Origin of the sequence: Campylobacter concisus, from assembly GCF_002165815.1 — a bacterium.
Lineage (GTDB): Bacteria > Campylobacterota > Campylobacteria > Campylobacterales > Campylobacteraceae > Campylobacter_A > Campylobacter_A concisus_BH.
This window is the reverse complement of sequence record NZ_NDYN01000001.1, coordinates 152529-167753: the sequence shown is the minus strand read 5'-3', so window position 1 is coordinate 167753 and position 15225 is coordinate 152529. Positions and strand designations below refer to the sequence as shown.

The 15225-nt window shown below is 40.3% G+C and carries 17 protein-coding genes; 13 read left to right on the top strand and 4 right to left on the bottom strand.

Annotation, left to right across the window (positions count from 1 at the left end; translation table 11 throughout):
* Positions 1 to 146 precede the first annotated feature (146 nt).
* A complete protein-coding gene (locus tag B9N65_RS00905) occupies positions 147 to 902 on the top strand; it encodes a flagellin (RefSeq protein ID WP_087582424.1) in 756 nt (251 codons plus the stop codon).
* A gap of 442 nt (positions 903 to 1344) precedes the next feature.
* Here the strand turns inward: B9N65_RS00905 and rpoD are convergent, their stop codons facing one another.
* A complete protein-coding gene (rpoD, locus tag B9N65_RS00900; RefSeq protein WP_087580910.1) occupies positions 1345 to 3198 on the bottom strand; it encodes an RNA polymerase sigma factor RpoD in 1854 nt (617 codons plus the stop codon).
* Positions 3199 to 3348: 150 nt separating this feature from the next.
* Here rpoD and B9N65_RS00895 point away from each other — a divergent pair, with 150 nt between their 5' ends.
* Together B9N65_RS00895 and flgG are read left to right on the top strand one after the other, a co-directional pair.
* A complete protein-coding gene (locus tag B9N65_RS00895) occupies positions 3349 to 4158 on the top strand; it encodes a flagellar hook-basal body protein (RefSeq protein ID WP_087582423.1) in 810 nt (269 codons plus the stop codon).
* 15 nt (positions 4159 to 4173) lie between these two features.
* Entirely contained in the window at positions 4174 to 4962 is a 789-nt protein-coding gene (flgG, locus tag B9N65_RS00890; protein WP_002942100.1) for a flagellar basal-body rod protein FlgG, read from the top strand.
* A gap of 121 nt (positions 4963 to 5083) precedes the next feature.
* Here the strand turns inward: flgG and B9N65_RS00880 are convergent, their stop codons facing one another.
* The 3 genes from B9N65_RS00880 to B9N65_RS00870 all read right to left on the bottom strand — a co-directional run bounded on the left by B9N65_RS00880 (position 5084) and on the right by B9N65_RS00870 (position 7304).
* On the bottom strand, positions 5084 to 5827 hold the full coding sequence (locus B9N65_RS00880) for a tetratricopeptide repeat protein (protein WP_087582422.1): 744 nt from the start codon (positions 5825 to 5827) through the stop codon (positions 5084 to 5086).
* Positions 5828 to 5894: 67 nt separating this feature from the next.
* A complete protein-coding gene (locus B9N65_RS00875) occupies positions 5895 to 6335 on the bottom strand; it encodes a sel1 repeat family protein (RefSeq protein ID WP_087582421.1) in 441 nt (146 codons plus the stop codon).
* 9 nt (positions 6336 to 6344) lie between these two features.
* Entirely contained in the window at positions 6345 to 7304 is a 960-nt protein-coding gene (locus B9N65_RS00870) for a tetratricopeptide repeat protein (protein ID WP_087582420.1), read from the bottom strand.
* Positions 7305 to 7472: 168 nt separating this feature from the next.
* Here B9N65_RS00870 and B9N65_RS00865 point away from each other — a divergent pair, with 168 nt between their 5' ends.
* The 10 genes from B9N65_RS00865 (at position 7473) to B9N65_RS00820 (ending at position 15223) form a co-directional block, all read left to right on the top strand.
* Positions 7473 to 8324 (top strand): MBL fold metallo-hydrolase, encoded by an 852-nt coding sequence (locus B9N65_RS00865; protein ID WP_087582419.1) that lies wholly within the window; start codon positions 7473 to 7475, stop codon positions 8322 to 8324.
* Between the two features lie 93 nt (positions 8325 to 8417).
* A complete protein-coding gene (locus tag B9N65_RS00860) occupies positions 8418 to 9080 on the top strand; it encodes an AzlC family ABC transporter permease (protein ID WP_087582418.1) in 663 nt (220 codons plus the stop codon).
* Positions 9077 to 9412, top strand: a complete 336-nt coding sequence (locus B9N65_RS00855) for a branched-chain amino acid transporter permease (RefSeq protein ID WP_087582417.1) — start codon at positions 9077 to 9079, stop codon at positions 9410 to 9412. Before B9N65_RS00860 ends, B9N65_RS00855 begins: the two co-directional genes overlap by 4 nt.
* A gap of 85 nt (positions 9413 to 9497) precedes the next feature.
* On the top strand, positions 9498 to 10544 hold the full coding sequence (locus tag B9N65_RS00850; protein WP_087582416.1) for a type II asparaginase: 1047 nt from the start codon (positions 9498 to 9500) through the stop codon (positions 10542 to 10544).
* Positions 10545 to 10728: 184 nt separating this feature from the next.
* The gene (locus B9N65_RS00845) at positions 10729 to 11220 is read left to right on the top strand and encodes a DUF1877 family protein (RefSeq protein WP_087582415.1); all 492 of its coding nucleotides are present in this window, start codon (positions 10729 to 10731) and stop codon (positions 11218 to 11220) included.
* Between the two features lie 291 nt (positions 11221 to 11511).
* Positions 11512 to 12111 (top strand): LysE family translocator, encoded by a 600-nt coding sequence (locus tag B9N65_RS00840; protein ID WP_087582414.1) that lies wholly within the window; start codon positions 11512 to 11514, stop codon positions 12109 to 12111.
* 73 nt (positions 12112 to 12184) lie between these two features.
* Positions 12185 to 12544 carry a DsrE/DsrF/TusD sulfur relay family protein gene (locus tag B9N65_RS00835; protein ID WP_087582413.1) on the top strand — a complete coding sequence of 120 codons (360 nt, stop codon included), beginning with the start codon at positions 12185 to 12187 and terminating at the stop codon, positions 12542 to 12544.
* A gap of 17 nt (positions 12545 to 12561) precedes the next feature.
* The gene (locus B9N65_RS00830) at positions 12562 to 13455 is read left to right on the top strand and encodes a DUF4299 family protein (RefSeq protein WP_087582412.1); all 894 of its coding nucleotides are present in this window, start codon (positions 12562 to 12564) and stop codon (positions 13453 to 13455) included.
* A 149-nt stretch (positions 13456 to 13604) separates the two neighbouring features.
* Entirely contained in the window at positions 13605 to 14459 is an 855-nt protein-coding gene (locus B9N65_RS00825) for a hypothetical protein (protein ID WP_087582411.1), read from the top strand.
* Positions 14460 to 14737: 278 nt separating this feature from the next.
* Positions 14738 to 15223, top strand: a complete 486-nt coding sequence (locus B9N65_RS00820) for a 3-isopropylmalate dehydratase small subunit (RefSeq protein ID WP_087582410.1) — start codon at positions 14738 to 14740, stop codon at positions 15221 to 15223.
* The last annotated feature ends 2 nt before the right edge of the window (positions 15224 to 15225 follow it).

Genomic DNA, 15225 nt, shown 5'->3' with positions numbered 1-15225 from the left:
GGATAATTTCTAAGATCACTAGAATGTCTAAATATAGGATAGAAATGCACATTATAGAGATTATTTTTTGCTTTAAGAAATATTTTTGCAACTTTTTATGAAATTTATAGTAAAATCCATCCCAAAACTACTAAAAAGGAGTTGATATGAAGTTAGGAACTTATACTGCAAACCAGGCTTCAGGAAACTATTATTTAGATCAAGCTAAAAATAGCGAGAAAAAGGCGCTAAACGCCATCTCTGCAAATAGCGAGATCAAAGCATCAGGTGCAAATTTGCAAATCGCAGAGAGCTTACTTTCGCAAACAAATGTCCTAAATGAGGGCATGGCAAATGCAAACGATATGATCGGTATGCTTCAGATCGCCGACTCAACGCTTTTAAATTTAAGCGAGAGTGCGGACAAGATCGGCGAGCTATCAAGCAAGCTTTCAAACCCAGCTCTTTCAGCGAACGAGCAAAAGGGCATAAAAGGCGAGATAAATGCGCTTAAAAATGCGATGAGCGACAGCGTAAAAGAGGCTAAATTTAACGGCAAAAACGTTTTTGACGCCGAGCTTGGCTTTTTCACAGGTGAAGGTACAAAAAATATAAATTTAAGCACAAATGCTCTTTTAAATGTTAAAGAGGATGGCTCAAATTCTGGCGATATTTTGAAAAACATAAATTCACTTCGCTCAGAGATCGGCTCGACACAAAATGCTGTATTTAAGGGCATGAACGCTCTAGCTGCTAGAAGCGTAGCAAACGCTAATAGCGTAGAAAATCTTGATAGCAGAGACATCGCAAAGAGCTTGGAAGAAAATTTACAAGCAAATTTAAAGCTACATGCTGCCTCTTTGGCTAAAGCTCACGACACTACGAGCTTGGCTGCAAAACTAGATAAACTTCTAGGCGAATAAATTTTTACCGGTCTTGTGCCGGTAAAACTCTCTTTTTATTTTTATGCTTTACTTTTTGATTTTAGAATATATGTTCAAATCAAAAATTTGATATTTCTCGTTTGAAATTTTATAGCAAGCCTGCCCTCAAAACGAAGGTTAGATTAATTATACTTTAAGATGAGAGCTATATGTAATGTTTAAAACAATTTTTGAGTATGGATGCTATAAATTTTTCAAAGAGAAAGTCCTTTAAATGGTATAGATGCTAATAATTTACCAAAAGAAAAGCCGTCTAGGCAAGAGTATATACGCCAAAGTAGGGCAAAACGCTATACAAAAACATTAAATTTTTACTTGTATCTTTTGGTACTTTGGTCGCAAGAATAACTTAATTATAGACTAGAGAGTAATTTTAGAAATTTATAGAGTTTAGGGCAGATGCCCAAAAGGGCAGGGCTTGTTAGCCCTCGATATAGTTTTTGAGTTTTCTACCAACTTTTGGGTGTTTTAGCTTCTTAATAGCCGAGCTTTCTATCTGGCGGACGCGTTCACGAGTGACGTTTAGCGCCTTGCCGATCTCTTCAAGCGTGCGGTCGCTCTCGTCTTCAAGCAAGCCAAATCTCATCGAAATAACCGCCTTTTCACGCTCATTTAGCTGTGAAAGCACATCATCAATCTGCTCTCTAAGGTCACTTTTTAAAATTTGATCTATCGGCGATAGTGAAGTTTTGTCTTCAACAAAATCTCCAAATTTACCGTCTTCTTCATTTGCGATAGGAGCTTCAAGGCTGATAGGCTCTTTTGTGATCTTGATCACCTGTTTTACCTTATCAACGCTTAGTCCGACCTCTTTTGCGATGACGCTTACGTCAGGCTCTTTGCCTTCTTCTTGGAGGTATTTGCGGTTGATTTTGTTGATACGATTGATCGTCTCTATCATGTGGATAGGTATCCTAATCGTCCTTGCCTGATCAGCGATCGCACGTGAGATAGCCTGGCGGATCCACCATGTGGCGTAGGTTGAAAATTTATAGCCTTTTCTATATTCAAATTTATCAACCGCTTTCATAAGACCGATGTTGCCCTCTTGGATGAGGTCAAGAAATGGCAATCCCCTGTTTGTATAGCGTTTTGCGATACTTACGACTAGACGGAGGTTTGACTTAGCCATTCTAGCTTTTGCTTCGTCTGAAATTTTCTTTCCGCGTTTGATCTGCTCTAAAATCTCTTTTAGTCTTGCTGGCTCAAGGTCAAAGCCTTGTTTGCTGGCCTCTTTTGTCGTAAAAAGCTTCTTGATCTCGACGTATGTTGAGACCATCGTAGCCTCTGGCACGCGGGCTGCAATCTCTTCTTTGCTAAGCTTGATGATATCTTTTAAGATGCTTTTGTGATTTTTCTTAAGCTCGTCGCTAAACATCGGCAAGCGATACTCCAAGCGTTTTAGCTCTCTGTCAAATTCATCGTCGCTTTTCAGAGCTGTCTCCATTGATTTTACGATCTCGCTAATTAGCTTGCTTGTTGGGCCAAGGTCCATCAGTTTCTCTTTTAAAATTTTCTTTTTAAATGCAAGCGTCATCTTCGAAGCTGTGTCGTCGCTTTCAACTTTATCTTGCTTATTTGCAGTCTTTAGCCACTCTTTTTTAGCCTTTTCAAGGGCTTTAAAGCTCTCTATAACTTTTTCTGCGCGTTTGTCGTTTTTGGCTGATTTTTTAGGAGTTTCGTTCTCTTCGTTCTCCTCATCCTCTTCGTCTATATCCTCTTCGCCATCTTCATTTTCGTTTTCGCTCTCGTCTTCAAAGCTTTTAAAAAGCTCTTTTACACGGCGCTCTCTGTTAATAAGCGGCTCTTTGTAATCAAGTATAAAATCGATCAAAAACGGCACCGAGCAAAATGCGTCGATGATGATATCCTCGCCAAGCTCGATTCTTTTGCTGATCTCGACCTCTTCTTCTTTTGTAAGAAGCGCGATCTGGCCCATCTCTCTTAGATACATCCTTACTGGACTATCTGATCTTGACCACTCTAAAAGGTCGCTCTCGCCTGAAAGATCGAGGTCTTCGTCGATATCTTGGTCGCTTTTTTGAGCATTTTCTTGACGTTTTTTAGCATCAGCTAAATTTCTAAGTTTTGCAGCCTCAGCAGATGTAATGAGCTGAACTTTGTTTGTTTTTGCTAGTTGTTCTATCTTTTTTACTACCGTAGCCGTCGGAGCTTTGTCTAATAATTTTACTAATTTTTCGTATGTCAAAAAGCCTTTTGCATTTTCAACAAAAAGCTCTTCTATCTGAGAAAAAGAGTCTTTTGCGGCGCTCATAAAATTCCTTTCAAATCGTATCATTGTGATTTAAGTATTGGTTAAAAGAAAGTGGATTATACCCAAAATTTTTTAAATGTCTATAAAAAGAAAGTTGGAACGATGATTGCTTAGTAATTCTAAAAAATCAAATTTTGATTAGGAAAATTTATGCAAAATGGTTATTATCAAGCCACTGCTGGCATGGTAACGCAGTTTAACAGACTAAATGTCATCTCAAACAACCTTGCAAATGTAAATACGATCGGCTACAAGCGAAATGACGTAGTTATCGGTGACTTTGCGAGAATTTTTAAAGAGACGCAAGATGAGCTTCCACTTAAAAATCACACAAAAGATGGAGCTAAATTTCTAAATAGAACGCTTGATCGTGTGCCACAAGTGAGCGAAGAATATACCGACTTTAGCGCTGGTGGCTTTAAATACAGCTCAAACACGCTTGACTTTGCGATAAAAAGAGACGATGCCTTTTTCTTAGTTGATACTCTAAATGGCGTAAAACTAAGCAAAAATGGCTCTTTTAGCCTTGACGCGGACGGATATATCGTCACAAAAGAGGGTTATAGGGTGCTGCCAAGTGGCTATGAGGCGCAAAATCCTGGTCAAAGAGGCATCCAAGTGCCACAAGGCGAGGTGCTAACCGTTGATAAAAATGGAAATTTATACTCAAATAACAATCAATTTTCTAAATTTTACATCGCTCAGCCAAGAGAGATAAGAGATCTAAAAAAGGTCGGCGACAATCTCTTTGAAACGAGAAATTTTGACGACATAACCGAGCTTGACGAGGCTGATAGCGTGATGCAAGGCTACGCTCAGATGTCAAATGTAAATCCAGTCTTAGAAATGGTGGGTCTAATAGAAACCCAGCGCTTAGTTGATATGTATCAAAAGGTTATGACAAGCCACATGACTGACCTTAACCAAGATGCTGTTCAAAAACTAGCCCTAAAAGCTTAATAAAAGGATAAAACTATGATGAGATCACTTTACACTGCGGCCACTGGCATGATCGCCGAGCAGACGCAGATAGACGTAACCTCACACAACATTGCAAACGTAAATACCTATGGATATAAGAAAAATAGAGCTGAATTTGCCGATCTTATGTATCAAGTCATGGAGTACGCAGGCACTGCGACAAGCCAGACTACCACAAGCCCAACAGGCATCGAGGTTGGTCTTGGCGTGCGCCCAACAGCGATAAATAAAATTTTCTCTCAGGGGTATTTTAAAGAGACTAGCAACAACCTAGATATGGTCATAGCTGGCAACGGTTTTTTTCAAATTCAGCTCCCTGACGGCACGACGGCTTATACTAGAAACGGCGCATTTAAGCTTGACGCAAACGGCACGATCGTAAATAGCGACGGCTACCAGCTCATCCCGCAGATCACTGTCCCTGCAAATGCGACACAAATTTCAATAGGCACAGACGGCACCGTCTCAGTTTTGCAAGCTGGCGAAACAGACATGGCTCAGATAGGTCAGATCGAGCTAGCAAATTTCATAAACCCAGCCGGTCTTCACTCGATGGGCGATAATAACTACCTCCAGACAAGCGCTAGCGGCGACGTGGTGGTAGGTGTGGCTGGCCTTGACGGACTTGGCACCATTAGACAAGGCTTTGTCGAGATGAGTAACGTCCAGCTTGTTGAAGAGATGACCGACCTTATCACCGGCCAGCGCGCATACGAGGCAAACTCAAAGGCGATAACTACGAGTGACTCGATGTTAGAGATAGTAAATGGACTTAAAAGGTAGGTAATATGGACGCGACTTTGGCTATTGTTGGACTTATACTCGTTGCTTTTACGCTTGATGTTTTTTACTTTTCAGATAGGACCCCAAAGGGCAAGGGTCCAAAAGGGCAGGTGCATTAAATTTATAATGCATTGTAAATTTGGCAGTCTTCGTCGTTGCCTAGCTCGCAGGACTTGCCAAAGTACTTTTTAGCTAAATTTTTATCTCCTTCTGTTTCATAATAAATAACCCCAAGGTTGTGGCAACCATCTCCAAAGCCCATTTCGCAAGCTTTTATGAAGAGTTTGCTAGCTCTTTTTTGATCTTTTTCTACGTATTTTCCGCTATGAAGCATCATGCCAAGGCTATTGCAGCCAGCAGGGTGGCCTATGTCGCAGCTTTTTTCAAAGAGCTCTTTTGCCTTTTTGACGTCTTGCTCTACGCCATTTCCGTCATAGTATAAAAGGCCAAGGCCGTAGTATCCGTCGCCATCTTTTAGCTCGCATGCCCTTAAAAACAGCTCTTTTGACTTTTTATAGTTTTTATCTAGCGTATAGACAAAGCCGAGCCTTGCGCAGCCAAAGCCGTCGTTTAGCTCGCAGCCCTTTTGGTAAAATTTGGCTGTATTTTTGTTATTTACATCTTTTATGTAGTCCATGTCGTAGAGTACGCCCACGCTGCTGCAAGCACTTGCGTGTTTTAGCTCGCAAGCTTTTTTGTAAAACTCGCCCGCTTTTTGGTAGTTTTTGCTCTCCTCAAATTTATTACCAAGTTCAAAGCAGCTTTTAGCCTCTTTGTTTTCGCACCTAGACTCAAGCGTTTTTGTCTCTAAATTTGCGCCCCACAAAAGCACCGCAGAGGTTAAAAATAAAACGACCTTTTTCATTACCTGTCCTTTTAAAAATTTAAATAAGTTTAGATAAAAAGGTTTAAATTTATAGTAAATATCAAATTTAATACCCAAGCTTCTCTAATAAATTTCTCATATCACAGCCCTTTTTAAAGCCTAGCTTGCATGATCTTTGAAAGTAGCTTTTGGCAGTCGTTTTGTCCTCTTTTTTGCCATTATCTAAAAGTGCGTAGTTTAAAAATCTAGCGTATCTATTTAATATGATAGTTTGATTAAGCTCGCTACCCACGTTATTGTAGCCATTTATATAGATGAGCGCAGCGCTGTAGCAACCCTCTTTTATATCATTTTCGCAAGCTAGTAAAAATATCTCTTTTAGCTTTTTAAAATCTTTATCATCGCTTGAAGAGTTATAAATTTTTGCAGCAGCCTTGTAACAGCTCGTTAAATTTGCTCTTATATCGCCCTCGCTTTGGCACATCTCGTCTAAATTTTCTGCATTTAAAAGCACAATGAGAGATAAAAACAAAATCAAATTTTTCATAAATGCTCTTTAGTGAAAATCTCTAACTATCTCACAAGCCTCTTTAAGGCCTAACTTGCAAGCTTTTTTAAGCTCTTTTTCTGCCAGCTTTTTATCCTTTTTTGTCCCTATGCCATGATAGTAAAAGTATGCAAGATGTTTGCACCCACTTGCGCTATCTAGTCTGCATGCCTTGTTGTAATATCTAAACGCCACTTCATCATCTTTTTCTACGCCAAGAGCGTCGTCGTAAAGGCTGGCTAGGTTATTGCAAGCATCGGCAAAGTCAAGCTTGCAAGCTTTAAAATAGAGCTTACTGGCCTTTTCATACTCTTTTTGCTCTTGATATAAGCTCGCTAGGTTGTAGCAAGATATGCTAAAGTCGCTATCACAAGCCTTTTTATAAAGCTTTACCGCTTCTTTGTAGTCGCACTTTACGCCTGGCGTGTTGTGGTATAAAACTGCTAGATTGTAGCATCCTTCATAGAAATTTTGCTCGCAAACTTCTTTGTAAATTTTACTTGCCTTTTTATAATCTCTTTTTACGCCGGTGCCGTTATTATATAAAACTGCGACATTAAAACAGCTTTGTATAAAAGCTAGATCACAGCCTTTTTTAAAAGCTTCTAAAGCCATTTTGTGATCTTTCATCTCTTGATACTCAACACCAAGGTTGTGGCAGGCAAATTTGTTATTTTCATCGCAAGCTTTGTTAAGAATTTCTAGTGATTTTGTCGCGTCTTTTTTTACGCCAAGTCCGCTTTTGTAAAACTCAGCCAGATAGATGCATGCGTCTAAATTTTTAACCTCGCACTCACTTTTATAAACTCCAAATAGTCTTTTATACTCATCATCGCTGTATCTGCGGCTAAAATCAATGCAGTTATCCTCGATGTTGCAGCTATTTGCTTGAGGGATTTTGATATTTGGATTTGTCATTAGAGCTATTAAATTTAGTGTTAAAAATATTAGTAAAACTATCTTTTTCATATAAATTTTCTTTATAAATTTTGTGGTTATTTTATAAAATTTAGTTTTAAAATGCGAAAAGGTCATTAAATTTTAAAGAGCAAAATCTATTCTTTAAATTTAACTCTTTTAAATATATTTTTAGTCTTTTTTGGTATTTTGAGCTAGTAAATTTTACAAGGAGAAATAATGAAAATAAACAAAATTTTATTTTTAGTCGCTCTATTTTTGGGCTTTGGCGTGGCAAACGCACAAGACAGCTTTCAGCATATCAGAAACGCTACCGCAAAGATAAACTATGCGGGAGTGAACTTTTTGCTCGATCCGTATCTTGCACCAAAGGGTAAATATCCTGGCTTTGAGGGGACGCTAAACTCACACCTTAGAAATCCTTTGATAGAACTTCCTATGGATGCAAAAGAGGTGTATAAGGGCGTCGATGCGATCATCGTTACGCACACGCATCCTGATCACTGGGATGAGGTCGCGGCTGAAATTTTACCTAAAAATATCGTTATCTTTGCTCAGCATAACGATGATGCGGCGCTAATCAAAAAGCAAGGCTTTAAAGACGTAAGAGTGCTAGACGAATCGGCTGAATTTAAAGGAGTGAAACTATATAAAGCAGGCGGCGCTCACGGCACAGCAGAGATGTATGAAAATAAGCAGTTTGCTGCTATTTCGGGCGATGCGATGGGCGTCGTGTTTGAGGCAAAGGGGCACAAAACGCTTTACGTCATGGGCGATACGCTTTGGACTGCGGACGTAAATAAGGCTCTAAACAAATTTAATCCTAGTGTAGTCGTGATGAATACGGGCGACGCTCGCGTGCTAGCATTTCCTGACAACGGTATCATAATGGGTAAAGCCGACGTAGCTCACGCTGCAAAAGTGCTTAATGGCGCGACTATCATTGCAGTGCATATGGACGCCGTAAATCACACGAGCGTAAGCCGTAAGGATCTTCGTGAATTTGTTAAAAAAGAAGGTATAGAGAGCAAGATCACTATCCCAAATGACGGCGAAATCATCAAATTTTAATCTCAAATTTTACCCTACAAGGCTAGAATTTCTAGCCTTTATCCTAAATTTTTAAATTTTTGCTAACATTTTGGCTTTTTATGAAGGTAAAATTTGACATTTAACTATGTTTTTAAACTATCCATTCCTATCTTTATGGGCTATTTCCCGCTTGGTGTCGCTTTTGGTGTGCTGGCAAAAAGCATGGGAGTGAGCGCATTTATTGCTGTGGCACTTAGCACGCTAGCATACGGCGGCGCAGCGCAGTTTATGATGCTCTCGCTCTTTAGCGTTGGCACGAGCTATGTTGAGGTCTTTATCGTGAGCTACCTTGTAAATTTGCGCCACACTTTTTATGGAATTTCACTTTTAAAAGAGTATAGCGGGATCAAATTTAAGCTTTTAAACATCGCTTTGCTAACAGATGAGACCTTTGCGATATTTAAAAATTTGGGGCTAAAAGAGGCTAGTGATCGAAGTTTTGTCTTTACCTGGCTAAATATCCTATCTTGGTCTTATTGGGCGGCTGGAACGCTGCTTGGTGCGATACTTGGTGACTTTATCAAGGCCGATACAAGAGGGCTTGAGTTTAGCTTAACAGCGCTTTTTACAGTAGTCGTCATCGAGATGTTTAAAAATGATAAAAACTACCGCGTGCTCTTTGCGGCGGTCTTTTTTGGAGTGCTTGGAGTGAGCCTGTTTCCAGCTAAATTTGTGCTTGTTGGCTCGATGGCGCTTTGTTTTGTATTTTTGCTTTTGTTTAAGGATAAAATTTGATAAGTGTAAGCTCAAGTGAGATGGTGCTTTTTGTGGCGGTGCTTTTAAGCGCCTTGGCTACTTTTATAACGAGAGCGACGCCGTTTTATGCGTTAAGAAACTATAAGTCAAATCCTTATTTGGACGCTATCGAGAAGCACATGGGTATGATGATAATGGTCATTTTGGTCTGCTACGGGCTAAAAGATACGAAATTTAGCGAGTTTCCATACGGCTTAAGCGAGATAGTGGCGGTATTTACGGCTGTTTTAGTGCATTTGAAATTCAAAAATGCCCTTCTTAGCATAGTCGTTTCAACTGGAATTTATATGCTTTTGATAAGAATTTTTTAAATAAATATAAATTTTAAAAATTAATAAATTTTTTAAATATATGACGTTATAATGCTCTAGCAAATTTTAATGCAAAGGAGCTAAAATGCGTTTAATCTTTAAGGCGGTGTTACTCATGATTTTAGGTGCTACTTTAGCGGTTGCTAAGCCAACCATCTACATCCTAGCTACTGGTGGAACGATAGCGGGAAGCGGCTCAGGCTCGCTTGATTCAAGCTATACTTCTGGAACTGTTACGGTTGATAAACTAATCGCAGCCGTGCCAGATATCAACAAGATCGCTACCATAAAAGGCGAGCAAATTTCAAATATCGGCTCACAAGATATGAACAACGAAGTTTGGCTTAAGCTTGCAAATAGAATAAATGAGCTTCTAAACAGCGGCAAAGCCGATGGTATCGTCGTTACTCACGGCACAGACACTATGGAGGAGACAGCTTACTTCTTAAATTTAGTCGTTAAAAGCGACAAGCCAGTTGTGCTTGTAGGTGCGATGAGAAATAGTGGCTCACTAAGCGCTGATGGCCCACTAAATTTATTTAACGCTGTAAACGTTGCTATCAGCAAAGATAGCGTAGGCAAGGGCGTTGTAGTTGTTATGAATGACGAAATTCACGCGGCTCGTGAGGTGACAAAAACTAACACAACAGGCGTTGATACATTTAAATCACCAAACAGCGGCAAAATCGGCACAGTCTTTTATGGCAACGTAAAATACTATATGAATCCGATCAGAAAACACACAGCAAGCTCAGCTTTTGATCTAACTGGCGTAAAAGAGCTTCCAAGGGTTGATATCATCTACTCTCACGCAAATGACAATCCTGACTTTGTAAATGTAGCTGTTAAAAACGGCGCAAAAGGTATCGTTAGCGCTGGCCTTGGCAACGGCAACCCTTACTTTAGCGTGTTAGAGGCTCTTGGCGAGGCTTCAAAAGCTGGCGTAGTGGTAGTTCGCGACTCACGTGTGGGAAGCGGCGAGACAACTATGAACGGCGAAGTTGATGACGCAAAATACGGCTTTTTAACATGCGACAATCTAAACGCTCAAAAAGCTAGAGTGCTTTTGATGCTTGCTCTTACAAAAACAAGCGACAAAGCTAAAATTCAAGAGTTTTTCTTAACTCACTAAGCTTAATTTTAGCGGAGATATCGCGAGTGCTTTTAAGTGAGCTTTGATTTTTCTCATTTGGTAGAAAAATTACGCGTAATATTTAAAATCATCTCACGATATCCGCTTTTTATTGTGCAGAGCTGTTAAATTTATAGCTCCGCCCTCTCTTTTTTCAAATTCACATTAAATTTAAGGCTCTAAAATGGGGATTAGCGCACACTACTACGCCTACTTGCAAGATGATATAGAAAAGATAAAAAATGGCGACGTCGGCGAGCTTTTGTACGAATACGACTTGAATAATTTGTGGGACGCCATGTGCAAGATGCTAACTGGTAGAAATTTCAAGCAGAGGCTTAAGACTGGCGATATTTTTAGCTCAAATGAGCCTTTTAGCTGGGCTATTTTTGGGCGTAGTGCCTTAAATGAAGAGCTAAGCGAGATGATCTCTTATACTAACGCTTCGGATGTAAAAGAGGTGGCTGAGACGTTGAAAAATGTTGATATTAGCGCACTTTTAGCAAAGATAAATTTAAAAGAATTTGCTAGCTCAAACACGTATCCTGATATCTTTGGGCGGCAGAGCGAATTTGAAGATATAAGGGCGAGTTTAAAAGAGCACTTTACTGGGCTTTTAAATTTTTACCAAAATGCCGCCGACAAAGGGCTTGGCGTGATAACAGTAATAGCCTAAATTTATAAATTTAAAAATGAAAGGTGAGCTATTTTGCTCTAAATTTAGCTAGCTTTGAAGGCAATTAAATTTATAGAGCGCCTACGTGGCAAAAGATAAATTTGCTATCTAGGCTACGAAACACACACTAAATCGCCTTTATTTTGCGCTAAATTTATTAAATTTATATACCTAGCGCCAAAAGTCAAATTTCTCACGTCCAAAAGCAAGCTAAATTTGCTAATAAAGCCTTCTTTTATCATAAATTTATAGATTTTGATTTAGCATTTCATTAAAATTTCAAGGCATCTCATGAATTTCTTGCTATTTTTTATCACCCTTGCGCCTATCTCGATGATGCCAGGCATCAACATGACTTATGCGATGAGCGTTGGTATGAGCTTTGGCTACAAGCACTCGTTTTTCGTGATGGCTGGGCAGCTTTTAGCGATCGCTTTTGTCTCGTTTAGCTGTATGCTTGGCGTGGGCGCGGTATTGCATCATTTTGAATACGCATTTAAGGCGCTAAATATCATCGCAGGCCTTTATATGCTCTATCTTGGCGTGATGCTCTTTTTTGGCAAGGGCGAGCTTAGCATCACAAACGTCTCAAATTTGCCAAGCAAAAAGCAGATGTTTATAAATGGTCTCATCGTTAGCGTCTCAAACCCAAAAGCGTGGATATTTTTCTCAGCCTTGCTGCCTACATTTTTGGATAAAGATGACCCTTTTAGCCTAGCTCGTATGTGCGTTATCACTGTAACGCTTGTTTTCATCGAGTTTTGCGCGCTAAATATCTACGCGCTTGGCGGAGCTATGCTAAAGAAATTTTTACAAACTCACCTAAGGCTACTTGAAATTTGCACCGCCATCATCGTCTGCACGATCGGCGTGCTCTTGCTTTTTAGATAAATTTATCCCCTTTTTACCTAGCTTGGCTAAAATTTGCCCAGTTTGCACTACATTTTTAGCAAAAGGATAAGAGATGAAAAAATTTCTATTTATATTTACAAATCAGCCATATAACGGCACGGACAACGCTTACAACGCGCTAAGGTTAGCTAGAGCGCTAAAAGAAAAGGGCGAAGAGGTTAGGATATTTCTTATGAACGACGCAGTCGATCTTGCGCGAAATAGCACCAAAAAGCCAGAAAACTACGACGTTGATCTAGTGGCGATGCTAAAAGAGCTTTACGCTGGTGGCGTGATGCTAAAAGTTTGTGGCAGCTGCCAAACAAGGTGCGGTTTGCATGTGGGAGAGCCTTATTTTGAGGCTGAGGTGAAAGGCAGCATGGATATCTTGTCCGAGTGGGTGAGAGAGTGCGATCAGGTGATGACATTTTAGAGCAAAAAGGAGAATTTATGAGTTTGACATTTAGTGTAAAAAATAAAAAGAAGCTGCTTGGCGGATACGCAAAGGCGCTAAGCGAGCGTGAAATTTCAGCTCTTGTTGAGGGACTTTTCTTTTTTAACAGCGAGCAAGAGGAGCCAAGCGCAAATGAGCTGGGCGCTGACGTGATGATAGCAGGCGTGTGGCAAAAGAGCGTTCGTGGCTTTGAGCTAAACTACGAAGATGGCGAGTATATCGTGCGCGTTTATACTCCAAGTGGCGTCGGCGACTGGCAGATCGCACTTGAGCTACTCTCAAAGCTCTCAGCCCAAACTGGCTCAAAAATAGAGTGCGATAACGAAAAAATTTATGATAGTGAGCAAATTTTAAAATTTGACTACGAGACTGACATCATGTGGGGGCTTGAGGCGTTAAAAGATATAAAAGAGAAAAATCAAACGCTTTATATCTCTGGCGTGGAGCGAGACGTGGCGTTTGACGCGGTTATGGTAGATGAAATCTTTGCAAGTGCCAGCCCTGCGGCTAAATTTGATGAGATGATGAGGCAGGTGCAGTATCTTGACGCATACAGCGCAAGAGAGCACCTCTATCAAGACAAAGACGGCAACGAAATTCTTGGCACATATACGCTTAGTGAAAATTTACCGACCATCTTGCCTTATGCTCCATCTCCGTCGTGGCAGGCACAAGAAGCGCTTGGGGATCGCAAGGTATCGCGCTGGGTGCTTACGCTAGTTGTGGGCGTGGATGATAGTGACGCTCACGTGCTTGATGAGTGTGAATATGGAGCTTTTATGGCAAATTTGCCAAAAGAAAAATACCGCTTCATTGACGCTGCAAACGTGCTTGTTGAGCCACTTAGCGAAGATGAGATGAAAGAAATTTTGCAAAAGGCTAAGGCATAAATTTATTAAACACCAAAAAAATGTAAATTCACCTAAGACTTGCTTAAAACTTAAGCCAGTTCAAGCGCATTTTTAAGCTCATAAAAGCCAGAATTTTACTGACTATGCCGCTTTTTGAGTATGATACGCATGGTTTAAAAAGGATAAAAATGAAAATTTTAAAGGCTATTTTAGCGGTGGCATCAGCGATTTGCTTTCTAAATTCGGCCATTTTGCCAGAAAGCGACTGGAGCAAAAAGGATCTAAAAGGCAAGGTCAAAAGCATGACGGCTACGGAGTATGAATACTCTATGGATGGCTCTGGCGCATTAGAAAATACGCGCGTGAAGCGGACGGAGTTTAACGAAAACGGCTATATAGTGCAAGAAACCGAACACATAAACGGCGTGCCGAACAGCTCGGTTTTGTTTGAGTACGGCAAAGACGGGCTAGTCCGCAAAAAATATCAAGACAGCGCCGTTTATCTATACGAATACGAATTTGACGGCGAAAATTTAGTCGCAACAGCCAAAGAGCAGTATATCGAGGATAAATTTTACCCGCGCACGGAGAAAACTACTTACGGTAAGGATGGCAAAATGATCGCTCGGGCTGTGTATTCGGGCAGGGAACTAGTGATAGACGATAGCTACGTCTACGACGAAAAGGGCGTTTTAACGCGGATAGAAGATAATATGGAGCCGCGGCACGGCATAGAGATAAGCTTCGAGCGCAAGCCAAACGGCGAATACGAAAAAATCACGCAAACTCCGAACTCAAAATGGGTTTATTACTACGCCGCAAATGGCGATGAAATGGAGTATACGTCGGTAAATTACTTTGGCTCTGAGGCAAAAATCTGGCAAATTTTGCAGTTTAAAGACATAATGAGGGACGAGCGGGGAAATTTGACGCATAAAACTTCTGTTAAATTTAAGCCCGCGGACAAATACTACGAAAACGGCGACATAAAAGAGATCGGTCTATACAAAAAACTACAAATCAGCTACGAATACTACGAATAAAATAACCGCTCTTAAATTTATAATCCTGCTGGCGGAGGCTAGCTGGCTTGATAAAACTGAGCATCGACATTAACTGCTAAACTGGGCGGTGCATGTTTTTATTTTTGCTTTTTAGCCATTTTGCCGCTAAATTTAGTAAGACTTAAATTCTTAGCTCATACGCATCGCTTAAAAGACCTTAAATTTACCCACACTAACCGATAGCTGCCGAGTTTTGATTATTTATTTAGCTTCTTTTGGTTAAAATCAGCCCAAATTTACAAAACTAAAGGTTAAAAATGAAACAAGGCAAAGTTTGGAAATTTGGCGATAACATCGACACTGACATCATCATCGCCGCAAGATATTTAAACACTTCAGACGAAAAAGAGCTAGCAAAACACATCATGGAAGACGCCGATCCTAAATTTAGCTCAAAAATAGCAAAAGGCGACATCATCGTAGCTGGCGAAAATTTTGGTTGCGGTAGCTCAAGAGAGCACGCCCCACTAGCGCTAAAAGAGGCTGGCATAGCAGCTGTTGTGGCTAAAAGCTTTGCGAGGATTTTTTATAGAAACAGCTTTAACACAGGGCTTTTGATACTTGAGATAAAAGAGACTGAGGAGATAAACGAGGGCGATACGCTAAAGATCGACGTAGATAACGGCGTCATTGTAGATGAAAGCACAAAAAAAGAGTATAAATTTAACGCTATCCCGCCATTTATGCAAGAGCTTTTAAACGCTGGCGGCCTTATCGAATACGCAAAAGCGAAGATGAACTAAGG